The sequence below is a fragment of the Paeniglutamicibacter sp. ORCA_105 genome, assembly GCF_045798545.1.
Lineage (GTDB): Bacteria > Actinomycetota > Actinomycetes > Actinomycetales > Micrococcaceae > Paeniglutamicibacter > Paeniglutamicibacter sulfureus.
In genome coordinates, this window is the sequence record NZ_JBIXLM010000020.1 from 14,621 (window position 1) to 36,226 (window position 21,606).

The 21,606-nt window shown below is 63.5% G+C and carries 20 protein-coding genes; 14 read left to right on the plus strand and 6 right to left on the minus strand.

Annotated features, from left to right (window positions below; translation table 11 throughout):
* Position 1: 1 nt before the first annotated feature.
* Positions 2–2,056 carry a hydantoinase/oxoprolinase family protein gene (locus ACIPUB_RS11335; protein WP_310292072.1) on the minus strand — a complete coding sequence of 685 codons (2,055 nt, stop codon included), beginning with the start codon at positions 2,054–2,056 and terminating at the stop codon, positions 2–4.
* A 191-nt stretch (positions 2,057–2,247) separates the two neighbouring features.
* Here ACIPUB_RS11335 and ACIPUB_RS11340 point away from each other — a divergent pair, with 191 nt between their 5' ends.
* Positions 2,248–3,810: a PucR family transcriptional regulator gene (locus ACIPUB_RS11340; protein WP_407607467.1), complete on the plus strand. Its 1,563-nt coding sequence runs from the start codon at positions 2,248–2,250 to the stop codon at positions 3,808–3,810.
* Positions 3,811–3,838: 28 nt separating this feature from the next.
* On the opposite strand, the gene ACIPUB_RS11345 is transcribed toward ACIPUB_RS11340, so the two are convergent.
* Positions 3,839–4,501, minus strand: a complete 663-nt coding sequence (locus ACIPUB_RS11345; protein WP_302264832.1) for a GntR family transcriptional regulator — start codon at positions 4,499–4,501, stop codon at positions 3,839–3,841.
* A 169-nt stretch (positions 4,502–4,670) separates the two neighbouring features.
* Between ACIPUB_RS11345 and ACIPUB_RS11350 the strand changes: the two genes are divergently transcribed.
* The 7 genes from ACIPUB_RS11350 to ACIPUB_RS11380 are packed head-to-tail and all read left to right on the plus strand — an operon-like array spanning position 4,671 to position 10,960.
* Complete coding sequence (locus ACIPUB_RS11350; RefSeq protein ID WP_407607468.1) at positions 4,671–5,711, plus strand: Rieske 2Fe-2S domain-containing protein; 1,041 nt, start codon at positions 4,671–4,673, stop codon at positions 5,709–5,711.
* Positions 5,712–5,716: 5 nt separating this feature from the next.
* On the plus strand, positions 5,717–6,166 hold the full coding sequence (locus ACIPUB_RS11355) for a hypothetical protein (RefSeq protein ID WP_407607469.1): 450 nt from the start codon (positions 5,717–5,719) through the stop codon (positions 6,164–6,166).
* Positions 6,163–7,203: a succinylglutamate desuccinylase/aspartoacylase family protein gene (locus ACIPUB_RS11360; RefSeq protein ID WP_407607470.1), complete on the plus strand. Its 1,041-nt coding sequence runs from the start codon at positions 6,163–6,165 to the stop codon at positions 7,201–7,203. The genes ACIPUB_RS11355 and ACIPUB_RS11360 overlap by 4 nt, the downstream gene beginning before the upstream one ends.
* Positions 7,204–7,259: 56 nt before the next feature.
* Positions 7,260–8,192 carry an ABC transporter substrate-binding protein gene (locus ACIPUB_RS11365; protein ID WP_310292082.1) on the plus strand — a complete coding sequence of 311 codons (933 nt, stop codon included), beginning with the start codon at positions 7,260–7,262 and terminating at the stop codon, positions 8,190–8,192.
* A gap of 15 nt (positions 8,193–8,207) precedes the next feature.
* Positions 8,208–9,143: an amino acid ABC transporter permease gene (locus tag ACIPUB_RS11370; RefSeq protein WP_407607471.1), complete on the plus strand. Its 936-nt coding sequence runs from the start codon at positions 8,208–8,210 to the stop codon at positions 9,141–9,143.
* Positions 9,140–9,943: an amino acid ABC transporter ATP-binding protein gene (locus ACIPUB_RS11375; RefSeq protein WP_407607472.1), complete on the plus strand. Its 804-nt coding sequence runs from the start codon at positions 9,140–9,142 to the stop codon at positions 9,941–9,943. The genes ACIPUB_RS11370 and ACIPUB_RS11375 overlap by 4 nt, the downstream gene beginning before the upstream one ends.
* Before the next feature lie 45 nt (positions 9,944–9,988).
* A complete protein-coding gene (locus tag ACIPUB_RS11380) occupies positions 9,989–10,960 on the plus strand; it encodes a PDR/VanB family oxidoreductase (RefSeq protein ID WP_407607473.1) in 972 nt (323 codons plus the stop codon).
* Here the strand turns inward: ACIPUB_RS11380 and ACIPUB_RS11385 are convergent.
* On the minus strand, positions 10,957–12,906 hold the full coding sequence (locus ACIPUB_RS11385) for an acyl-CoA dehydrogenase family protein (protein ID WP_407607474.1): 1,950 nt from the start codon (positions 12,904–12,906) through the stop codon (positions 10,957–10,959). The two genes, ACIPUB_RS11380 and ACIPUB_RS11385, sit on opposite strands and share 4 nt — an antisense overlap.
* Before the next feature lie 173 nt (positions 12,907–13,079).
* Positions 13,080–13,748 carry a helix-turn-helix transcriptional regulator gene (locus tag ACIPUB_RS11390; RefSeq protein ID WP_407607475.1) on the minus strand — a complete coding sequence of 223 codons (669 nt, stop codon included), beginning with the start codon at positions 13,746–13,748 and terminating at the stop codon, positions 13,080–13,082.
* A 96-nt stretch (positions 13,749–13,844) separates the two neighbouring features.
* On the opposite strand from ACIPUB_RS11390, the gene ACIPUB_RS11395 reads away from it, so the two are divergent.
* Entirely contained in the window at positions 13,845–14,252 is a 408-nt protein-coding gene (locus ACIPUB_RS11395) for a DoxX family membrane protein (RefSeq protein ID WP_407607476.1), read from the plus strand.
* Positions 14,253–14,720: 468 nt separating this feature from the next.
* Positions 14,721–15,005, plus strand: a complete 285-nt coding sequence (locus tag ACIPUB_RS11400; protein WP_407607477.1) for a cupin domain-containing protein — start codon at positions 14,721–14,723, stop codon at positions 15,003–15,005.
* Between the two features lie 116 nt (positions 15,006–15,121).
* On the opposite strand, the gene ACIPUB_RS11405 is transcribed toward ACIPUB_RS11400, so the two are convergent.
* Both ACIPUB_RS11405 and ACIPUB_RS11410 read right to left on the minus strand, forming a co-directional pair.
* Positions 15,122–16,537, minus strand: a complete 1,416-nt coding sequence (locus ACIPUB_RS11405) for an aspartate aminotransferase family protein (protein WP_407607478.1) — start codon at positions 16,535–16,537, stop codon at positions 15,122–15,124.
* Positions 16,534–16,971 (minus strand): Lrp/AsnC family transcriptional regulator, encoded by a 438-nt coding sequence (locus ACIPUB_RS11410; protein ID WP_071213195.1) that lies wholly within the window; start codon positions 16,969–16,971, stop codon positions 16,534–16,536. The genes ACIPUB_RS11405 and ACIPUB_RS11410 overlap by 4 nt, the downstream gene beginning before the upstream one ends.
* A 318-nt stretch (positions 16,972–17,289) precedes the next feature.
* On the opposite strand from ACIPUB_RS11410, the gene ACIPUB_RS11415 reads away from it, so the two are divergent.
* From ACIPUB_RS11415 to ACIPUB_RS11430, 4 genes are all read left to right on the plus strand, one after another.
* On the plus strand, positions 17,290–18,525 hold the full coding sequence (locus tag ACIPUB_RS11415; RefSeq protein ID WP_407607479.1) for a spermidine/putrescine ABC transporter substrate-binding protein: 1,236 nt from the start codon (positions 17,290–17,292) through the stop codon (positions 18,523–18,525).
* A 103-nt stretch (positions 18,526–18,628) separates the two neighbouring features.
* Positions 18,629–19,783, plus strand: a complete 1,155-nt coding sequence (locus ACIPUB_RS11420; protein WP_407607480.1) for an ABC transporter ATP-binding protein — start codon at positions 18,629–18,631, stop codon at positions 19,781–19,783.
* Positions 19,780–20,724 carry an ABC transporter permease gene (locus tag ACIPUB_RS11425; protein WP_407607481.1) on the plus strand — a complete coding sequence of 315 codons (945 nt, stop codon included), beginning with the start codon at positions 19,780–19,782 and terminating at the stop codon, positions 20,722–20,724. The genes ACIPUB_RS11420 and ACIPUB_RS11425 overlap by 4 nt, the downstream gene beginning before the upstream one ends.
* Before the next feature lie 11 nt (positions 20,725–20,735).
* Positions 20,736–21,533, plus strand: a complete 798-nt coding sequence (locus tag ACIPUB_RS11430; protein WP_264269989.1) for an ABC transporter permease — start codon at positions 20,736–20,738, stop codon at positions 21,531–21,533.
* Positions 21,534–21,606: the final 73 nt, after the last annotated feature.

The following is a 21,606-nucleotide window of genomic DNA, read 5'->3' on the forward strand; positions in this document are numbered from 1 at the left end:
ACTAAGACTCCTTGCTTGAGGGAAGATCGTGAAGGTGGATGCGGATATTGCCCCAGCCGTCGATTTCGGCGGTCGTTCGCGGGGGAACCACGGTGGTGGAATCGAGCTGGTCAATGATCGCCGGACCGGAGAACGTGGCACCGGCCGGGAGACGGCGGCGGTCGTAGACGGGAGTGGACAACCAGCCGGTGTTGCCGAAGTAGACCTCGCGGGTGGAGACAGGTTCCCCCGGATCGGCGTTCAGCTCGGTGGCCGGGATGAAGGCAGGCTTCGGTGTTTTGCCGATGGCGCTAAGCAGCAACTGGTAGATCTCGACCGGCTGATCGTCCTGCCGGAACGCGAACTCACGTTCGTGTTCCTGATGGAAGGTTTCTATCGCCGTTTCCAGGGCGCCGCGCCCCGTACCGATGGGCACTGACAGTGATCGCCACTGACCTGCGTATCGCATGGAAATCTCGCGCTTCAGCACGGCATTCTCGTCGTTCACCCCTTCATGGCGCAGGCGCGAGGAAGCCTCCTTTTCTAGTGTCTTAAACCGGACTTCGATCTCGCCTGGATCGGTCTCGGAAGCCAATCCGCTAAACATTGCCGAGAGGTCATGCCGTATGTCAACCAGTAGACAGCCCAGGGCGGAGGTGACACCGGGATTGGCCGGGACCACGACGGTGGGGATGTTCAGTTCACGGGCCACTTCGGCACCGTGTAGTGCACCTGCACCGCCAAAGGCAATGAGTGCAAAGTCGCGTGGGTCGTAGCCGCGGCGGATCGAGATCAGGCGCACCGCATCGGCCATGTTGGCGTTGGCGACCTGCAGGATGGCATATGCCGCCTCGGCCAATTCCATGTCCAGGGGCTCGGCAATGACGCGCTTAATGGCCTCGAGGGAAAGCGTGCGGTCCAGAGTCTTGGCGCCGCCTGCCAACGACGTTCCGAGACGGTTCAACGCCACATTCGCGTCGCAGTTGGTGGGCTGGTCGCCGCCGGAGTTGTAGCAGGCGGGACCCGGAGCAGCACCTGCCGACTGCGGTCCGTTGCGCAGTGCGCCGGCGATATCGATGTGGGCCAGTGACCCACCACCGGCCCCAATCGTCAGGACCTCGATCGATGGGAAGACAATCGGATGCCCGTATTCGACCTGCCACTCCTTGGTGATACGCAATTCGCCGCCAGATACCAGACAAATATCGGTGGAGGTACCACCCATATCCAGTCCAACGGCATCTTCGAAGCCGCATTGTTGGGCCACATGCTTGGCTGCGATCGCTCCGGCGGCAATACCGGAGGCTGCCAGTCTCACGGGGTAGCGCTTGACCATCCGCGGGGTCATTGACCCGCCACCGGAGTGGAGCAGGAGCAAATCCCCGGTGTATCCGCCGTCCTTGAGTTGTGCGGCCAGCCGGTCTACATAACCGGTCACCAAGGGGGCAAGTACTGCATTAGACACAGCGGTGTTGAATCGGTCGTGTTCAAAGATTTCGGGCAGGATCTCGGCCGAGGCGGAGACCGTGGCCCCGGGAAGCTCTTCCTGGAGAATTTCGCGCATCCGAATTTCGTTGGCGGGGTTCGCGTAGGAATTGATGAAGCACACGGCAATTGTTGTGGTTCCTCGCTTGCGCAACAGAGCTGCGAGGCGGCGGGCCTCGACCTCGTCCAGCGGGGTGACGACCTTTCCGGAGAAATCGATGCGCTCAGCGACCTCGAAGCGGTCACGGCGGCGAATGTAGGGACCAGAAACGTCGTTGTAAGCATCCCAAAGATCGTCCTTGGTGCCGTCGCGAATTTCAATGACATCGCGGAAACCCTGGGTGGTGATCATGGCCGCGGCCGGGAACTTGCGGGTGATGAGTGCGTTTGTAGCTACGGTGGTTCCGTGGGAGAACAAGGAGACATCGGCCAGATTGATTTTGGCTCGTTCGACGCCTCCCATCACGGCTAGCATGGGGTCGTGCGGAGTGGAAGGGACCTTCGTGACCCGCATTTCCTGGGTCTCTTCATCGAAGATGCAGACATCGGTGAAGGTACCTCCGACGTCTACGGCGACTCGTAAATTGGCCATCATGCGCTCCTTGCTGAGTTCGAGGTTTTTGCTTCCCCAACCATGCAATGTGACGCGCATCTCTGTCACTAGCGGAACTCCAAGGCCACTGCCACTATTATTGTGATTTCTACAAATGCACATGTGTCACGGGGCGATCTTGGGATTCAAGGCCACCAAATCATGAACGAATCGAGTGAAGGTGAACCACCGTGCTTTGCTTAAATGAAGTTCTGAAAAATAAGTCTCTCGGCTTGGAACTCGTTGTTTCCGGATCCCTCGATCCCGAAATCAGTGGTGCACATAGTTCGGAAATACATGATCCGGCCCGCTGGTTGGAACCGGGAAACATCATGCTGACCACCGGCATGCGATTCCTAGACGAGGCGCATACAGAAGCGGCTTTCCGGGAACTGGTGGCCTCGCTGCGTCGAGCTAAGGTGGCTGCCTTGTTTTTCGGTGTAGGCGTGTATTTTCAGTCTGTTCCCGACGCGTTGCGCCGATGCTGTGCCGAGGCGGGATTTCCGCTCGTGGCGGTTGCACCGGAAATCCCATTTCGGCACGTAGAAAACTACATCAACCAAAATGCGTCGGTTCCTGACGGTTATGGAATCAAACGCATGATGTGGCTGACCAATGACCTGCTCGATAGCGTCGCTTCAGACACCCCGATCAAGTCTCTAATTGCTCGTCTGGGCACCGCTTGCCGAGGGACTGCCGTGCTCTACGAGGATTCGGGTGCCATCATCGAATCGACGGGTGACGGGCCAACCAACCTCATATTCGCGGCAATCAATGGCGGCTCGTCCCACTTTGACCGAATAGCCATTGGTCGCTGGGAGGTCATGTACCGTTCCATGGTCTTGCGTGGCCGGGGCTACCATTTGGCCATTGCCACGCGTCAGGGATCGATGCTTGACGACCTCGGCGATGTCCTGCTTGAAACCACCCAGCGGATGCTCGGGGCCATCAAAGGCATCAGTCACCTGGACACCTCGAGACAACGGCATGAAAACGCCCAATTGCTCACCAGTTTGCAGGACGGCATCGGTGTCTCCCGCGAACTGCGCTACTGGGAACTGTTGAAGCCCTATGGGTTCAAGGGCTTCGAGCCTGTGCGTTCGGTGGTGGCCAGCACCCTTGGAGATGAACTGCTGTCGCGGGGGAGGGTAGACGCGCTGATTGAATCTGCGGAGCGTATGGGCGTGCCCCTTCTCTTTGCAGAGAACGGAAAGACGCCGGAGGTCCCCCCGGGGTTCCACGCACTGCTTCCCGATTCCAAGGCAAGTGAACAGTGGCTGGCGTCCGGTGCGAAAGGCTTGATGATCGGTTTGAGTGAGCCCTTGGGGTCGCTGGCGCAGGTTCCCGAGCAATTCCAGGATGCCGAACTTGCCGCGAGCATAGCTCGGCGGTGCGCCGTCGGCGATGCCGGGACGCATGGAAGTCTGGTGCGGATGGATGAGGTTGATCCCGCTAGCTGGTTCTTGGCACGTCTCAAGAGCCCGTCCGACCGCAAGCGGCTTACCCGGTACGTCCAACTGCTGCGGCATGAGAAGGAACTGGTGGAAACCATCCAGGGATACCTGGCCATGGACCAGGACGTTGCCCGAGTTGCGGCTTGGCTCTACGTCCACCCCAACACCGTCCGTTACCGGATCAAAAAAGTCGGCGAGATCCTGGGCGGGAACCTGAACGATGTAGGGCTCATTGCCAATCTGTACCTTGCCTACCAAGACGAGATCCTGCGGATTCGCCGTTCCGGGGCAGGCGGATAGCACCGGCCCGCTCCAAGACTTGCCTGACTCACCCGCGCGAGGGCAGGGCCTGCGGGTCGATGTCGCCGGCGTCGTGGCAGTAGCCCAGGACCCGGATGATCGTTTCCAGGTCACCGGCGGGGAGCGCCGCCAGGATGTCCCGGTGCGCCTGCGCAATGGAGGCCTGGTGCTCGGGCCCCAGCTGGTAGGCGCGGGTGATCCGCCGCTGGATCGGGTGTCCCCAGATGCTCCCCAGGGTCTCGCGCAGGTATTGGTTGGGGCAGGGGTCGATGAGCCTGAGGTGGAATTCCTTACCGAGGCGGAACTGTTCCTCCGCGTCGGTGGGTTCCACCGTCTCGAATTCGTCGATGAGCGCCCGCAGCCGCACCAGTTGTGCAGGGGAGTGCTTGCCGATGGCCTGTGACATCGCCAGTTGTTCCAGGTGGTAACGCACCTCGAAGACGTTCTGCACGTCCTGGGCCGTGAGGTCGTTGACCACGTAGCCGCTCCCGGGCACCAGCGTGGCCAGGCCCTCCATCGCGACCTGGGCCAGCGCGTCGCGCACCGGGGTGCGGGAGACGCCGTATTGGGCGGCAACCTGTTCCTGGACCAGGGCGGTCCCTGGCTTCAGCGCGCCGCTGACGATTTCGGACGCGATTTGTTCGTGGACGCGTACCGCCAATGGCCGTGCGTCGTGGACTCCCGTAGCCATGCGTCTCCCTGAAAATGTTTCCTCGCGGTTCCCAGCAGTCTAGCGTGCGGTTTTCGTTCTCCGACGAGGCGCTGGTGGTGCGGGTCACAAAAAACCCTTGACCCATCTGTATCCACTGTATACGGTGAATACAATTCATCGCGTTCCATCTCCCGACAAAGGAAAAAACATGTATGTCTTGAACACCTGGTACGTGGCGGCCTGGAGCAACGAGGTCGACCGCAAGCCGGTAAAGCGGGTGATCTGCGAGCAGCCGCTGGTGCTCTTCCGCACCCAGAACGGAACGCCCGTGGCCCTGGCCGACCGCTGCGCGCACCGCGCCTTCCCGCTCTCGGAGGGCCGCACCATCGGGGATTCCATCGAATGCGGCTACCACGGCTTCACCTATGGGGAAGACGGCATGTGCACCAAGGTCCCGGCGCAAAGCACCATCCCCGAGCGTGCCAAGGTCCGCAAGTACCCGCTGGTGGAAAAAGACGGCTGGATCTGGGCCTGGATGGGCGATGCGGAGCTGGCCAACCCGGCGGACGTGCCGGACACGCACTGGATGACCGACCCCGAGTGGGCCACCGTCACCCACTCCTTCCATTTCAAATGCCGCGCCGGGCTGATACACGACAACCTGCTGGACCTGACCCACGAGTCGTTCCTGCACAAGACCACCGTGGGCGACGACTACATCTACGAGCACGGCATCACCGTCGAGGTCGAGGGCTCGGTGGTCAGCGTCGACCGGCTGATGCCGTCTGTGGAGGCCCCGCCGCTGTACGCCGACACCATGGACGCCCGCGGTCTCTTCGACCGCTTCCACTGCACCGAGTTCTTCGTGCCCAACCTGCACGTGCTGCACTCCGGGATCACCGGCGAGGGCAAGCCCCGCGCGGAGGGCTACCTCATCAAGGTTCTCAATGGCATCACCCCCATCGACGAGCACAACTCCTGGTACTACTACGCCTTCAGCCGCAACTTCGCCGTCGACGACGCGCAGGCCACCGAAGACCTGCGGGTGGGCCTGAACACCGTGCTGCAGGAGGACGCCGACGCCCTGGAGGCCCAGGAGATCGGCATGCAGTCCCGCCCGGCCGGCGAATTCGACGTGCTCATCGCCCAGGACGGCGGCGTGGCCAAGGCCCGGCGCATCCTTTCCACGCTGATCAAGCGCGAGCAGACCTCCGACACGGCCCGGCCCGTGGCCGGTGCCAGGGCCTAGCCGCCATGTGGTTGCTGGTACGATCCGATTCGCTCGACGACTACTGGGGCGCCGACGCCGGAACGCGCACGCTGGCCGCTTGCCCGGACACCGGCGAGCGCGGGGACCCATGGCGCTGGACCGCGCGGCTGGCCGAGCACGCCACCGGGTCCGAGGTGCTCATCGACGCGGACCCCGACTACATCGGGGTGCAGACCTCCGTCTTCGCCGAAGGGCACACCGGGGTCGTTGAACGCCCCTCCGGGCACCAGATGGTGGTGACCTCGCTGCACGGACAGGTACTCATCTCCGCGGTCGACGGACCGTGGGAACGCTGGCTGAACCCCGGCGACGTGTTCATCGTGGAGGGGGAGGAGCACGAATCGCTGCGCCTTTCGCTCACCAATCCCGACGCCCGCGTCTCGGTCACGATGCTGGCCCCGCGCCGCGCCGCGGCACTGAGGTGGGTCCCGTGAGCGCCGCGGCAACCCGCGAGGCCACGGCGGCGGCGGTGTTCACCGGGATCGACTTCTCCGCCACCGGCAAGCAGCTGGGTTACGGGCACGTGGTGCATTCCGACAATGTGCACGACGGCTCCATCATCCCGGTGCCCGTCGCTGTCATCTCCTCCGGGCCCGGGCCGGTTGCCCTGGTCGTGGCCGGCACCCACGGGGACGAGTACGAGGGGCAGATCCTGGCCCACGAATTGATCCGCGAGCTGGAACCCGGGCAGCTGAACGGCACCGTGATCGTGGTGCCAGCGGCAAACTCCCCGGCTGTGCGCGCCGCTGCCCGAGTATCGCCCATCGACGCCGGAAACCTCAACCGCAGCTACCCGGGCAACCCGGCCGGCAGCCCCACCGACCAGGTGGCGGCGCTGATCGCCGGGCACCTGCTGCCGCGCGCCGACTTCGTGATCGACCTGCACTCGGGCGGGTCGAACTCGACCTACCTGCCATCGAGCTTCATCTACCGCGGCCCGGACGAGTCGCTGTGGCACCAGAAGCTGCGGGCGGTGCGCCAATTGGGGCTTCCCTACGCCATGGTGGTTGCACCGCTGATGGAACCCGGCTCGCTTTCCAGCGCCGGTGACCTCGCCGGAATCCCCACCATTTCCACCGAACTCTGCGGCGGCGGGACAGTGGACCGTTCCGCGCTTCAAGCCATGCGCCGTGGAATGCCGGCACTGCTGGCCGCGCTGGGGATCCTCGGGGCAAGTTCGGCGCTGGCGGAACCTGCTGGCGAACCGCAATGGCTGGAACTTGTTCCCGAATCCCCGGTGACCTCCACCGTGGCGGGGCTCTTTGAGCCGCTGGTCGGACTGGGGGACACCGTGAGCGCCGGCCAGGACGTGGCGCGCGTGCACTTCATCGACGAACTGGACAGGCCCCCGCGCAGCTTTGCCGCCCGAGCCTCCGGCGTTGTCGCAATCCTTCGCCGTCCCACCCTGGTCACGGCCGGCTCCCACCTGCTGTACATCGCTCCACCGATCGACATCTCCACCATCAAGTGATCCTCACCCGACCCGTGCCCCTTTCCGCACGGAAACCCATGAAGGAACGACTCGCCATGTTGAAGAAAAACACCGCACGTCTGTTCGCAGGCGGACTTTTCATTGCCCTTGCCGCCACCGGTTGCACCACGGTCTCGCAGGCCGAAGCACCCCAAGGTGCCGGTGCCCCGGCGTCGGGTTCGGCCTCCACCGCGGCACTGGGCGTCAACGATGCCGCCCGCGCCCTGCTGCCGGAGGAGATCCGCGAGGCGGGCGTGCTGCGCATCGCCTCTGACCCGACCTACCCGCCGTTCGAGTTCTACGACACCGACAACAAGACCCTGATCGGGTGGGACGCCGACATGGGCGATGCCATCGGTGCGGTCCTCGGCCTGGAGGTCGAACACGTTCCGGCGACCTTCGACACCATCCTTCCGGGCCTGGCCTCCGGCAAGTACGACCTGGGCATGTCCACTTTCAGCGTGACGGAGGAACGCCGCAAGGTCGTGGACTTCGTTCCCTACCTGCAGGGCGGAACCGGCCTGGCCGTGGCCCCGGGCAACCCGCAGGGGCTGAGCGTGGACGCGGCCTCCCTGTGCGGCAAAGCGATCGCCGCGCAGAAGGGCTCGATCCAATCCCTGGACATCCTGCCGGCGTTCTCCAAGTCGTGCACCAAGGCCGGGGACGCGGCGATCGACATGCAGTTCTTCCCCACGCAGAACGACGCGAACCTCGCACTGACCTCGGGCCGGGTCCAGGGCGTCATGGCCGACTCGGTGTCCCTGGCCTACCAGGGAAAGCTTGCGGGCGGGAAGTTCGAGGTCGCCGCCGGCCCGGACTACGAGCCCGAGCTGACAGGCACGGCGTTGGGCAAGAAGAGTGAGTTGCTGCCGGCCATCCAGGCCGCCACTACCGCGGTACTTGAATCCCCGGCCTACCAAGAGATCAACACCAAGTGGGGGCTGCCGGAAAGCACCGAAATCACCGTCGCCGACGTCGTGCTGAAGTAGCGGAAGGTCCACGCCATGACCCTCATGACCGAACCCAAGAAGACCGCGGCGTTGGGTGACGAATACTCCATCGTCAAGGCCCGGCACCCGGGGCGATGGCTATCCGCCGCAGTGATCCTGTTCCTGGGATTGCTACTTGCCCGCTCGGTGGTCACCAACCCGAATTTCGGGTGGGAAACCGTAGGGATGTACATCCGCGACGTCTCCATCGTGCGCGGCATCGGCATCACCCTGGAACTGACCGCCATCTGCATGCTCATCGGCATCGTTCTGGGGGTGGTGCTGGCCGTCATGCGCATCTCGGCCAACCCGGTGGTGCGCACCGCTGCCTTCGCCTACGTGAACTTCTTCCGCGGCACCCCGGTGCTGGTCCAGCTGCTCTTTTGGTACAACCTCGCCGCACTCTATCCCTCGATCAGCTTCGGGATCCCCGGGCTGGACCTGGATGCGAACGCGATCATCACCCCGCTCACCGCCGCGATCCTGGGCCTGGGCCTGAACCAAGCGGCATACATGTCCGAGATCGTGCGGGCCGGCATCCTCTCGGTGGAGCATGGCCAGTCGGAGGCCGCAGGCGCCCTGGGCATCAACCGGCTGCAGACCATGCGGCGGATCATCCTGCCCCAGGCCATGCGGGTGATCATCCCGCCCACCGGCAACGAAACCATCGGCATGCTCAAGACCACAGCGCTGGTCTCGGTGATCTCGGTTCCCGAGCTGCTCTACTCCGCGCAGGTCATCTACGCGCGGAACTTCGAGACCATCCCGCTGCTGATGGTGGCCAGCATCTGGTACATCGTGGTCACCTCCATCCTGAGCGTCGGGCAGTTCTACCTGGAGCGCCACTACGCCAAGGGCGGGCAGCGCAGCCTGCCGCCGACCCCGTGGCAACAACTCAAACGCTTCGTGCGGGTCCACGACCCGCTGACCGGCAAGGGAGCCAGGAAATGAGTGCGACCACCATGGAAACCGCCGCCACGGCCACGACGCCGGGACCGATGATCAAGGCCGATGCTGTCCGCAAGAGCTACGGCCACCTGGAGGTGCTCAAGGGCATCGACCTGCAAGTGGCCCGCGGGGAGGTCGTGTGCCTGATCGGGCCCTCGGGCTCGGGCAAATCCACGCTGCTGCGTTGCATGAACCACCTGGAATCCATCGAGGGTGGGCGCATGTGGGTGGACGGGAAGGTCATGGGCTATGACATCAAGGGCAGCAAGCTGCACGAACAGCCGCATGCGAAGGTTTGCCGATCCCGCACGGAAATCGGGATGGTCTTCCAGCACTTCAACCTCTTCCCGCACATGACCGTGCTGGAGAACCTCATCGAGGCCCCGCGTCTGGTGCTCAAGGAAAGTCGTGCCGCGGCGTCCAATCGGGCCATGGTGCTGCTGGATTCGGTGGGTCTGGCCGACAAGGCGAAGGCCTACCCGCGCCAGCTCTCGGGCGGGCAACAACAGCGCGTGGCGATCGCCCGTGCGCTGTGCATGAAGCCGAAGGTGATGCTCTTCGACGAGCCCACCAGCGCCCTGGACCCGGAGCTGGTCGGCGAGGTCCTCAAGGTCATGAAAGACCTGGCCGCCACCGGCATGACCATGGTCGTGGTGACCCACGAAATGAACTTCGCCCGCGATGTCGCGGACCGCGTGGTGTTCATGGACAACGGGCACGTGGTCGAGTCGGGCCCTGCCAAGGACGTCATCGGCAACCCGCAGCACGATCGCACCCGCGCCTTCCTGGCCTCGGTCCTCTGAGACATCCATCCATTCATCCAGTCATCCTCGAAAGGGCACACAGCCATGTCGACCCTGGAATTTATTGAAACCGTCGTCCACCGCATCACCAGAGAGTCCGACGGCGTCATGTCCCTGGAGCTACGCCACCCGTTGGGGCAGGAGCTGCCCGAATGGAGCGCCGGGGCACACCTTGACGTGATGCTCCCCAATGGATTGATCCGACAGTATTCCCTCTGTTCGGATCCCGGGGTGCGGGAATCCTGGCGCCTGGCGGTGCTGCGCGAACCCGCGGGGCGCGGCGGTTCGGCCTATGTGCACGACGAACTGCGCCCCGGCACCAAGATCCAGGTGCGCGGGCCCAAGAACAACTTCGCCCTGGCCCAAGCGGGGGAGTACGTGTTCCTGGCCGGAGGGATAGGCATCACCCCGATCCTGCCCATGGTGCGGGCCGCCGCCGCGGCGGGAGTGCCCTGGAAGCTGGTGTACCTGGGCCGCAGCCGGGCGAACATGGCCTTCCTGGACGAGCTGGCGGTGTACGGGGACAAGGTGCACATCCACGCGGACGACGAGAGCGGCTTCTATCCGCTGGCCGACTTGCTGGACGATCCTGCCGCCGGTTTCCACCTGTACACCTGCGGTCCCGGGCCCCTGCTGAAGATGGTCGAATCGCTGGCCGGGTCCTGGCAGGATCCGTCCCGCCTGCACTTCGAGCGCTTTGCCGCGGATCCCGAGACGGCTGGCGCGGCCGTGTCGCCGCACCAGGGGGACCACGAATTCACGGTCCAGGGCACCGACGGAACCGAGGTCAGCGTCCCGGTCGGAGTGAGCATCCTGCAGGCCCTGGAAAATGCCGGCATGAGCCCGCTGAACTCATGCCGCGAGGGGATCTGCGGCACCTGCGAGACCCCGGTGATCTCCGGGGAGATCGACCACCGCGATTCCCTGCTCTCGGATGGGGAACGCGAGGCCGGGGACACCATGATGATCTGCGTGTCACGGTGCAGGGGCCAACGCCTGGTCCTCGATCTCGGCTAGACGCCGAAGGGGCGCCTCCGGTCCGGCAACGTCTCGATGGACCAGGGGGCGATCCATTCGCCGGTGCCCTCCGAGGGATCGAGGATGCCTTTTTCCAACCAGGTGAAGTCCCCGGCGAGCACCTTCTTGGACAGTTTCCGATCGGTCTTGTCGCTGTTGGCCCACAGGTCCCGGAACAGGGCCTCGCAGCGGTGCTCGGCCTGTTCGCAGAACGCCAGCGCCAGAAGCTCGGCCGAGGCCGCGTTGGCCGGGTCCCGCGTGCGCATGAGCTCGACCCGGGAAATGCAGGCCGCCATGGCAAAGAGCTCGGCCCCCAGGTCAACAACCCTGCCCAGGAACGCCTGGTGCTGTTCCATCCCCGCCTGCCATTTGGCCATGCCCGCAAAGGTGTGCCGGGCCAAGCGGCGCGAGGCCCGCTCGATGTAGCGCAGGTACTTGGCAAGCCTTCCGTGCTCCGCATAGGAGTTGGGAAGCAACCCCGATCCCTGGGCGAGGGTCGGCAGCCACTTCGCGTAGAAGCCGGAGGCGCCCATGGCGGCCTTGGCCTTCGCCTGCAGGTCCGAGTCCCTGTCGGCAAGCGCACCGGCCGCCTTGAGGTGCGCGTCGACGGCCTCGCGGGCGATGAGCAGGTGCATGATCTCGGTGGAGCCCTCGAAGATGCGGTTGATGCGCAGGTCCCGCAACGCCTGCTCCACGGGTACCGCGCGTTCCCCGCGGGCCCGCTGCGAGGCTGCCGTTTCGTAGCCGCGTCCGCCGCGGATCTGCAGCAACTCGTCGGTGATCTTGTAGGAGACCTCTGAGGAGAAGAGCTTGGCCAGCGCGGCCTCGATGCGCACGTCCTTCATCCCGGCGTCGGCCAGGGCCGCGGAAAGCTCGAAGATCGACTCCAGGGCGAAGGTGCTGGCGGCAATGTAGGCGATTTTATTGCCGACGGCCTCGTGCTCCCCGACGGGCCTGCCCCACTGGATGCGGGCGTTGGACCATTCGCGGGCGATCTTCAACGACCATTTCCCGGCACCTGCGCACATCGCCGGAATGGACAGGCGGCCGGTGTTCAGGGTGCTCAGGGCGATCTTCAGCCCGGCTCCCTCCTTGCCCAGGCGGTTCCCGACAGGGACCCTGACGTCGTGGAAGCGCGTGACGCCGTTTTCGATGCCGCGCAGTCCCATGAAGGCGTTGCGGTTTTCCACGACGATTCCGGGGGAGTCCGCTTCCACGACGAAGGCGCTGATGCCGCCGCGGGCCGTGGTTCCGTCGGGCAGTTGGCGGGCAGGGACCGCGGCCATGACCACCAGCAGCTCTGCAACCACACCGTTGGTGGTCCAGAGCTTGGCACCATTGATGAGGTAGCTTTGTCCGTCGTCCGAGAGGGCTGCGGTGGTGCCCAGTCGGGCGGGGTCGGAGCCCACGTCGTTTTCGGTCAGCAGGAAGGCCGAAATCGCTCCGGCGGCGCAGCGAGGGAGGAATGCCCGTTTTTGTTCCTCGGTGCCGAACATCTTCACCGGCTCGGGGACCCCGATGGATTGGTGGGCCGAGAGCAGGGCGCCAAGGCTTGGGCTCAGGGTGCCCAGGAGCATCAGGGCCCGGCCGTAGTCTGCGAGGTTGAGGCCGAGTCCTCCGTATTCCACGGGGATCTTCATGCCGAAGGCACCCACCTCGCGCAGGGCCTTGATGTATTCATCGGGGATCCGGGACTCTCGCTCAATGACGCCCGGGTCAAAGTCCTTGATGGCCGTGCGCAGGGCCGCCATGAAGGCCGCGCCACGTGCCGAGGCTTCGGGGTCTGGTTGCGGGTGGGGGTGGACCAGGCTCCAATCGAAATTACCCATGTACAGGCCCTTGGCGAAGCTGGGCCGATCCCATCCCTGCTCGCGTGCGGCCTCGGCCACCTGCCGTGCGGTCTTCTCATCGATGCGTCCACCGGAGTGCTTTTCGTCAATGCTCATGGCGCTTCCCCTGTCGAAAACAAGGGGCCTGCCATGCGGACTCACAGGCCCCGACGTATTCATGTCAGCCTAGCCGCGGCCATCGGTTGCCGATAGGGGGCCCTCGGCGTCCTTTCCCGTGCGCGGTGTGGGTCGGGGAAATTTTAGGAGGCCGTCGAATTCCGATGCGGTAACTATTCCCGGGGGTCCAGCCTCACGCAGCAGTGGTGCTGGTGCGTGGGCGGATCAAGGCAGACCCGGTATGGCGCTTCGGCCCCTTCGACCACCGCCGTGAGCAGCTCGAGGTTCATGGAGCACACGGTGTCCCTGTGGTTTGCCGAAAGGTGGTGGAACGGACAGTCGAGGAGCTCGACAGAACCGTCCCGGCGGACCTCCGGGCGGTATCCGTGATCGGCCAACAGTTGGGTCAGCGAGCCTGCGCGGGCGCCGATCACCTGTCCGGCCTCCCGGGCGACCTCCGCCAATACGGTGGTGACCGGCCGGTCTTCGGTGCCGGCCCTTTCGATGGCCTTGGCCATGAGGTCCGCGGCCAGGGCGTATTCGCGGTGCGGCACACTGGCCGCCACGTCCAGATGCGCGGCCGCGTAGAGCTTTGCCGGCCGTCCGGAACCCGGGCCGCCCTTTCCCTTAAGTCGGCGGAACTCCACGGTCAGCAGCCCTTGGTCGGCCAACTTGTCCAGCTGGAAGGCCACGGTGTTGCGGGGCCATCCGAGGGCGGCGGCGCACTCGTCCCGCCCCACGGCCGCCTCGCTGGTGCGCACGAATTCGTACACTGCCTTGCGTACCGGATCCGCCAATGCGGCCACGGCCGAGAGCCCTTGATCACCCGGTGGAAACTTCATGGCTCCAGTGTAAATCTAAAGCTAGTAGCTGTTGACTTAGAGACGACTGTGTTTCTAAAATTAGGCATCATCACTTTAGAAAGAAGGGCCGACATCATGGCCACTCACACAGTGAGTGCTGCAACCGAACGCAGCGCCAAGCTCAATCACCAAGCGTTCCTGCTCCTGCGAACCATCTTTACCGTCGCACCGATCGTCTTCGGGCTCGATAAGTTCACCAACATCCTCACCGATTGGACGCAATACCTGGCACCCTTGGCCACCGACATCATTCCGGTCAGCCCACAGGTGTTCATGTACGTGGTCGGTGTCGTGGAGATCGTTGCCGGCATCCTGGTCGCGCTGCGCCCCAAGATAGGATCGCTGGTCGTCGCCCTCTGGCTCTTGGGCATCATCGTCAACTTGCTCGTGCTGCCTGGCTTCTTCGACGTCGCCCTGCGCGATTTCGGGTTGCTGGTAGGCGCACTGGCGCTGAACAGGCTGGCAACGGCACGCGGAGCCTAGCTAGCGCCCGCTTCGGCGACGGCCGGAGTTTCCAGCCGCAAAGGATTTCAGGGTCGGGGAAGTTCATCATGAACCTCCCCGACCTTCTTCGTGAAATCAGTGGGGAACGGTCGAATTGTTCGTGCGCGTCTTGTTCTCGCGCACCGCCGAACTTGATTCGGCGACGCCTCGGGTCCTGGGGCCAGGAACACGGTCGTGAGCGACGTCAGCCAACGAGGCGAGGGCCAGATGGCGGTAACGCGTGGTTCAGCTGCACCAACGACGCGGCGTCCAGGATCGACTTCCTATTTCGGGGCCCGGCCATTTCTCTTGTCCTGGCCATTGGCGTTGAGACAGAATGAGAGCGGCGAGGCAAGCCGCGGCGCTGTCGTCAGCTTTGCCCGGCTACTGGCCGGCGAACCGCGGCAGCCCCCTGGCTTCCACCCGAACATTGGTCGAGTACCGAAACATGGAAAGCGAACGATAACGATGACACGTCCTGCGGCCACAGCCACCATCCAGATCGAGAATGAGCGCATGCGCGTCACCGAATGGCGTTTCGCCCCGGGAACGGAGACCGGCTGGCACGTCCATCCCGCCGACTACGTCGTGGTTCCGATGTCCACTGGTGAGCTGGGCCTGGAGACAAGGGACGGAGTCGTCGTGAATTCCTTGCAGGCGGGAGTTTCCTACACCAGGGTCGCAGGCAGCGAGCACAACGTCTTCAATGACGCGGCCTCCGAGTTCGTGTTCGTGGAGATCGAATTCAAGTAGCCCGGCCTTCGCGCCGACAGGGACGGAGCGGGGGCGCGAAAGGACAGCGGAGCAGAGCAGAGGCGGGAGCCGATGAAACCCATCGACTCCCGCCCCTGTTGACGACCGAGCACTTTCTAGAAGTGGTTCTCCGCCTCGGTGAGCACCGAACGCAGGATCGACTCGATTTGGTCGAACTCCGGCGGGCCCACCGTCAGTGGCGGTGCCAACTGGATGACGGGGTCCCCGCGGTCATCGGCGCGGCAATACAAGCCGGCGTCAAAGAGTGCGGTGGACAGGAAGCCGCGCAACAAACGCTCGGACTCATCGTCGTTGAACGTCTCCTTGGTCTTCTTGTCCTTGACCAACTCGATGCCGTAGAAGTAGCCGGCGCCGCGCACGTCGCCGACGATCGGCAGGTCCTTGAGCCTCTCCAGAGTGGATTTGAAGATCGGCGCGTTGTCTTTGACCCGCTGGTTCAGGCCCTCGCGCTCGAAGATGTCCAGGTTCGCCATCGCCACGGCGGCGGACACGGGGTGCCCGCCAAAGGTGTAGCCATGATAGAACGTGGTGTCCCCGTGCTTGAACGGCTCGAAGAGCTTCTCCGAGGCGATCATGGCACCCAGCGGAGAGTAGCCGCTGGTCAGGCCCTTGGCGCAGGTGATGATATCCGGCACGTAGCCGAAATCCTCGCAGGCGAACATCGAGCCGATGCGACCGAAGGCACAGATGACCTCGTCCGAGACCAGCAACACGTCGTACTCGTCGCAGATTTCGCGCACCCGCTGGAAGTAGCCCGGCGGCGGCGGGAAACAGCCGCCGGAGTTCTGCACCGGTTCAAGGAAGACCGCCGCTACGGAATCCGCCCCCTCGAACTCGATCGCCTCGCGGATGCGCTCGGCAGCCCACAACCCGAAGTCCTTCTCGTTGTCGGCGAACTGCTCCGGGGCGCGGTAGAAGTTGGTGTTCGGCACCCGGAAGGTCCCGGGCACCAGCGGCTCGAACGGTGTCTTCATGTCCGGCAACGACGTGATGGCCAGAGCGCCCTGCGGGGTGCCATGGTAGGCAAGAGCGCGGGAAATGACCTTGTGCTTGCCCGGTTTTCCCTGCAGCTTGAAGTACTGCTTGGCTAACTTGAATGCCGATTCGACGGCTTCTCCGCCGCCGGTGGTGAAGAAGACGCGGTTAAGGTCGCCTGGTGCGTAGTTGGCCAGGCGCTCGGCCAGGTCGATGGCCGGTTCGTGCGCATAGGACCACAGGGGCATGAAGGCGAGTTTCTCCGCCTGCTTGGCCGCGGCCTCGGCCAGCTCGGCCCTGCCGTGGCCGGCGTTGACGACAAAGAGACCGGCCAATCCGTCGATGTAGCTCTTGCCCGCATCGTCGTAGAGCATGTGCCCTTGGCCGCGGGTGATGATCGGGACTCGGGCCCCGCCCTGTAAGGGCGAGTGGCGAGCCATGTGCATCCACAGGTGGTCCCGGGCGGCGGACTGTCGGTCGGTGCCCAGGGGCGTGGTGCTGGTGGAGGTGCTGGCGGTGGTGCTGGAAATGCTCATCGGGTACCCCAGTTATATTCCTGTTTGCGTAGCGAGAGATACATGAACGTTTCGGTTTCACGTACCCCTTCCACGGATCGAATTTCAGTGATGATACGAAGCAGGTCCTCATCATTGGCGCAAATGACTTCGGCAATGATGTCCGAGGGTCCGGCCACCACAACGCAGTAGTCGACTTCGGGCAGGGCGGCGATCCGATCCGCGGTGGCAATGATGTCGCCGGTGGACCTAATGCCCAGTAGGGCCTGGCGCTTGAAGCCAAGCTGGAGGGGGTCGGTTACCGCAACCACCTGCATGACTTTGCTATCGACGAGTTTCTGGACCCGTTGCCGCACCGCGGCCTCGCTCAGGCCAACGGCTTTGCCAATCGCTGCGTAGGAACGGCGACCGTCCTGCTGCAACTGCTCAATGATGGCCTTGGAGGTTTCATCCATGATGAAACCGTTGGATGCTCCGTTGGGTGGGGACTGGGTCACTTCCTATCGACCTCCTGATCGATCAAACGGGTGTCCGTGCTCCGCGACGTGGCCCCTGCCACATTGCTTGGGAATGAGCATAGCCCGAAGGAATCAGTTGCGGAAGGGTCGTCTTACGGTTGATTTCCTTCGTGTGGGAAATGTAAGTCAACGAAAACTATTGTCAGCACAGATGATTCCTGACATGATCCATGACAAGAGTCGAGCGTGACTGGGGTCACGATCACCCACTGCGCGTCAAGGCAAGACGCTGCCCAGCTGAAGGGGAATCCGAGTATGTCCAACCAGAACCAGCGTGAGTTGCCCAGGGATCCAGCGGTACGGGCCTTGGTCCAGCAGGCGCAAAGAATCCAGCTCTCGCGACGCAAGTTGCTGGCCGGCGCCGGGGGCCTTGGCCTCGCGGCCTTCCTGGCCGCCTGCGGAACCGGTGGCACGGGAAGCAGCACCGCGAGTAGCGCCCCCGCAGTGAGCGACTTGTCCCAAAGCGACAAGAACATCTTCTGGGCCAACTGGACCCTCTACCTGGACTACGACGATGAAGCCAAGAACTATCCGACGCTGGAGGACTTCACCAAGCGCACCGGAATCAAGGTGAACTACGCCGAGGACATCGACGGAAACGATTCCTATTACGGCAAGGTCCAGGCGCAGCTCGCAGCCGGGCAGGACATCGGGCAGGACATCATGACCCTGACCGACTGGATGGCGGGCCGCGTGATTCGCCAAGGGTTCACGCAGGAGCTGAACCAGGCGAACATCCCCAATATCAAGAACCTGCTGCCGAGCTTGCAGGAAGTCGACTTCGACCCGGGGCGCAAGAACTCGTTGACCTGGCAAAGCGGCTACGCGGGCATTGCCTATAACAAGGCAAAGTACCCCAAGGGTCTTCGGACGGTCTCAGACCTGTGGAATTCTGACCTCAAGGGCCGCATCACCGTACTCGATGAAATGCGCGACACCATGGGCCTACTGATGCTCGACAACGGCGTGGACATCGCCGGCGGCTGGGGAGACACCGAATTCGCCGCCGCCACCGACGTGCTCTCCCAACAAATCGCCAACGGACAGATCCGACAGGTCAAGGGCAACTCCTACAAGGAAGACTTCATCTCCGGGGACGCAATTGCCGGAATAGTCTGGAGTGGTGACATCACCCAGATGAACTTCGAGAACGACGACCAGTGGGAGTTCGTGCTCCCGGAGGCAGGCGGAACGCTGTGGAGCGACAACCTCATGGTTCCCGTGGCATCCCCCCGCAAGGCCAATGCCGAAAAGCTGATGGATTACTACTACGAACCGGAGATCGCGGCCCAGGTGGCGGCCTACGTGAACTTTATTTCCCCGGTCCAGGGCGCCAAGGAAGCGATGGAAAAAATCGATCCGAGCCTGATGGACAATCCGTTGATCTTCCCCTCAGAGTCCGATCTGGCCAAGGCGCACGTGTTCAGGTCCCTGAGCGCCGAGGAAGAAACCAACTTCAACGGCCAGTTCCAGACATCGATCGGCGCTTGATGCCATTCCCTGGACACCGCCGGGGCTCGCACCGGCGACCTTTCCGCGGGATTGCCGAAACCCCGGTCCACAACAAGTCCCAGCAAGTGATTGGCGTCCGATAATGACAACCACGACCACCCTGAAGGACCAAACCCAGCCCATGGCCTCCTCCGGAGCTGACCTCCACCTGGGCAATGTCACGAAGCGGTTCACGGATTTCACCGCCGTCGACGACCTGACGCTGACGGTGCCAAGCGGTACGTTCTTCGCCCTGCTGGGACCCTCGGGCTGCGGCAAGACCACCACGCTGCGGATGATCGCAGGCCTGGAACAGCCCACCAGCGGCACCATCAGCATCGGTGGCAAGGACGTCACCAAGCTCCCGTCCTTTCAACGCCAGGTGAACACGGTCTTCCAGTCCTACGCCCTTTTCCCGCACATGACCGTTCTGGACAACGTGGCGTTTGGACTCAAGCGCAAGCGGGTCAAGGATTCACTCGAGCGGGCCAAGGCGGCGCTGGCCATGGTGGAGCTGGACCACATGTCCTCGCGCAAGCCCATGCAACTTTCCGGCGGGCAGCAGCAGCGCGTGGCCCTCGCCCGCGCCCTGGTCAACCGTCCCGCGGTCCTGTTGCTCGACGAACCCCTCGGTGCGCTGGACATGAAGCTGCGCCGGCAAATGCAGGTCGAACTCAAATCCATCCAGACCGAGGTCGGCCTGACGTTCATCCACGTGACCCACGACCAGGAAGAGGCCATGACCATGGCCGACACCGTCGCGGTGATGAACAAGGGCAAGATCGAGCAAATGGGTGCGCCACGGGAATTGTATGAACTGCCCAGGACGGCCTTCGTCGCCAACTTCCTGGGCAAATCCAATCTCATGCCCGGAACCGTCACCGAGGACCTCGGCGACGCCGTCGCCGTCAACGTGGCAGGGCACCGGCTGGTCATGCCCAAGGAGCGGGCCGTGTCGCATCACGGTGCCGCGGTGGTGGGCGTTCGACCGGAGAAGATGCGGGTGATGAACGTGACCGACGAATACTCGGCCAGCGCCAACATGCTCACCGGCACCGTCTTGGACGCCTCGTTCACCGGGGTCAGTACCGAATACCTAGTGGAGGTCCAGGGCATCGGAACCATCGCCACGTTCTCCCAGAACCTGGGACAAGCCCCGGCACAGCGCGGGGACACCGTCCGCATGACCTGGGAACCGGAATTCTCCTTCGGTCTCGACGGGTCAGAGAAGACCACCACAGGGCAGGACGCGGTATGACCGCCACGGCCGCCCGTTCGCCCGGGCGCAAGAGCAAGCCTCCACAGGATCTGCGCAGCGAAGAGGAAATCCTCGCCGAAAGGCGCAAGGGCCGGATCGGCCTGTACCTGATCATTCCGGGCATGGCCGTCCTGGCCCTGTTCTTTGCGGCCCCGGTCGTGGTGCTCCTGGGAATGTCGCTCTACGCCAGGCCCCCGGGAGCCGAAATCGGCGAGTTCGTTCCGGGACTCGAATTCGGCAACTACGCCACGGTGGTCAGCGCCTATTGGGAGGTGTTCCTGCGCTCGTTCCTCTTCGCGTTCATTGCAACCGTTGCTGCCTTGGTCATCGGCTACCCCATGGCGTATCTCGTGGCGGTGCGGCTGAGGGGGCGGCAGCTCTTGCAGGGGATCCTGTTGGTGCTTTTGATCGCGCCCTTCTTCTCCAGCTTCATCCTGCGCACCCAGGCGTGGAAGCAGATCCTCTCCGACGAGGGCCCGGTGGTGACGGTGCTGCGGGCCATCGCGATCCTGCCGGCGGACGGCCACCTCACCGCCACCGCTTTCGCCGTCGTGTGCGGCCTGACCTACAACTTCCTGCCGTTCATGATGTTGCCGATATACGCGAACCTGGACCGGCTGGACACCAACCTCCTGGAGGCCTCGGGAGACCTGTACGCCAGTCCGCTGACCACATTCTTCAAGGTGACCTTGCCGCTGTCGATGCCCGGCGTCTTTGCCGGAACCCTGCTGACGTTTATCCCGGCGGCCGGCGACTACGTCAATGCCGCACTGCTGGGGAACAACCGCGACACGGCCATGATCGGGCAGATCATCGATTCGCGCTTCTTCAAGGTTGTCGACTACCCCGGGGCCTCGGCATTGAGCTTCATCCTGATGATCCTGATCCTTGCGCTGGTCATGCTCTACATCAGGCGCTTCGGCACCAAGGAACTGTTCTAGGAAGGCTTGGCATGAGACAAAAATTTGGGCGCTGGTTCATTCCGGTCGCCGGGGGCCTTGCCTTCATCTATCTGCTGGTACCAATTGCCTACATCTTCGTTTTCTCGTTCAACGATGCCGGGCGAACCAATCTTGAATGGCGTGGATTCACGCTCGACAACTGGAAGAACCCCTGCGGTGCGCCCAACGTGTGCGAGTCGCTGGTGAACTCACTGCAGATCGGCGTGGTTGCCACCATCTTCGCCACGGTGCTCGGAACCTGCGTGGCACTGGGGCTGGTGCGCTACAAGTTCAAGTTCCGCAACACCGCGGACCTGCTGATCATCCTGCCCCTGGCAACACCCGAGGTGGTGCTCGGCGCCTCCCTCCTGGCCCAGTTCCTGAACCTTGGATGGGAACTCGGATTCAGCACCATCGTGATTTCCCACATCATCTTCTGCATGTCGTTCGTGGTGGTTACGGTCAGGGCACGAGTGTCGTCGCTGGACCCGCGCCTGGAAGAAGCAGCCTCCGACCTCTACGCCAGTCCGTTCGCCACCTTCTGGAAGGTGACCTTCCCGCTATTGGTCCCCGGCATCGTGGCCGCGGCGTTGCTGTCGTTCGCGATGAGCTTCGACGACTTCATCATCACGAACTTCAACTCCGGGAACTTCTCGACCTTCCCGAAGTTCATCTATGTCTCTGCCACCCGGGGCATCCCGGCCCAGGCGAACGTGATCGGATCGGCGATGTTCATCCTTGCGCTGGTGGTGGTGGTGACCTCCCAGGTCATTGCCTACCGCCGCCGCAAGGCGCTTGCCGCGCGCTGACGCTGCAAGGAGCGCGATTTTTGCCACTAACCACTTGTGACAAGGGCGAAAAAGGGGAATGCGGGCGGGGGCT

What these genes read in the sequence shown, in the direction of transcription:
- ACIPUB_RS11405 (WP_407607478.1), bottom strand. Translation starts at nt 16,537, where the DNA reads ATGAGCATTTCCAGCACCACCGCCAGCACCTCCACCAGCACCACGCCC.
- ACIPUB_RS11370 (WP_407607471.1), top strand. Translation starts at nt 8,208, where the DNA reads ATGACCCTCATGACCGAACCCAAGAAGACCGCGGCGTTGGGTGACGAA.
- ACIPUB_RS11375 (WP_407607472.1), top strand. Translation starts at nt 9,140, where the DNA reads ATGAGTGCGACCACCATGGAAACCGCCGCCACGGCCACGACGCCGGGA.
- ACIPUB_RS11335 (WP_310292072.1), bottom strand. Translation starts at nt 2,056, where the DNA reads ATGGCCAATTTACGAGTCGCCGTAGACGTCGGAGGTACCTTCACCGAT.
- ACIPUB_RS11345 (WP_302264832.1), bottom strand. Translation starts at nt 4,501, where the DNA reads ATGGCTACGGGAGTCCACGACGCACGGCCATTGGCGGTACGCGTCCAC.
- ACIPUB_RS11425 (WP_407607481.1), top strand. Translation starts at nt 19,780, where the DNA reads ATGACCGCCACGGCCGCCCGTTCGCCCGGGCGCAAGAGCAAGCCTCCA.
- ACIPUB_RS11355 (WP_407607469.1), top strand. Translation starts at nt 5,717, where the DNA reads ATGTGGTTGCTGGTACGATCCGATTCGCTCGACGACTACTGGGGCGCC.
- ACIPUB_RS11410 (WP_071213195.1), bottom strand. Translation starts at nt 16,971, where the DNA reads ATGGATGAAACCTCCAAGGCCATCATTGAGCAGTTGCAGCAGGACGGT.
- ACIPUB_RS11395 (WP_407607476.1), top strand. Translation starts at nt 13,845, where the DNA reads ATGGCCACTCACACAGTGAGTGCTGCAACCGAACGCAGCGCCAAGCTC.
- ACIPUB_RS11350 (WP_407607468.1), top strand. Translation starts at nt 4,671, where the DNA reads ATGTATGTCTTGAACACCTGGTACGTGGCGGCCTGGAGCAACGAGGTC.
- ACIPUB_RS11390 (WP_407607475.1), bottom strand. Translation starts at nt 13,748, where the DNA reads ATGAAGTTTCCACCGGGTGATCAAGGGCTCTCGGCCGTGGCCGCATTG.
- ACIPUB_RS11420 (WP_407607480.1), top strand. Translation starts at nt 18,629, where the DNA reads ATGACAACCACGACCACCCTGAAGGACCAAACCCAGCCCATGGCCTCC.
- ACIPUB_RS11400 (WP_407607477.1), top strand. Translation starts at nt 14,721, where the DNA reads ATGACACGTCCTGCGGCCACAGCCACCATCCAGATCGAGAATGAGCGC.
- ACIPUB_RS11385 (WP_407607474.1), bottom strand. Translation starts at nt 12,906, where the DNA reads ATGAGCATTGACGAAAAGCACTCCGGTGGACGCATCGATGAGAAGACC.
- ACIPUB_RS11380 (WP_407607473.1), top strand. Translation starts at nt 9,989, where the DNA reads ATGTCGACCCTGGAATTTATTGAAACCGTCGTCCACCGCATCACCAGA.
- ACIPUB_RS11365 (WP_310292082.1), top strand. Translation starts at nt 7,260, where the DNA reads ATGTTGAAGAAAAACACCGCACGTCTGTTCGCAGGCGGACTTTTCATT.
- ACIPUB_RS11430 (WP_264269989.1), top strand. Translation starts at nt 20,736, where the DNA reads ATGAGACAAAAATTTGGGCGCTGGTTCATTCCGGTCGCCGGGGGCCTT.
- ACIPUB_RS11415 (WP_407607479.1), top strand. Translation starts at nt 17,290, where the DNA reads ATGTCCAACCAGAACCAGCGTGAGTTGCCCAGGGATCCAGCGGTACGG.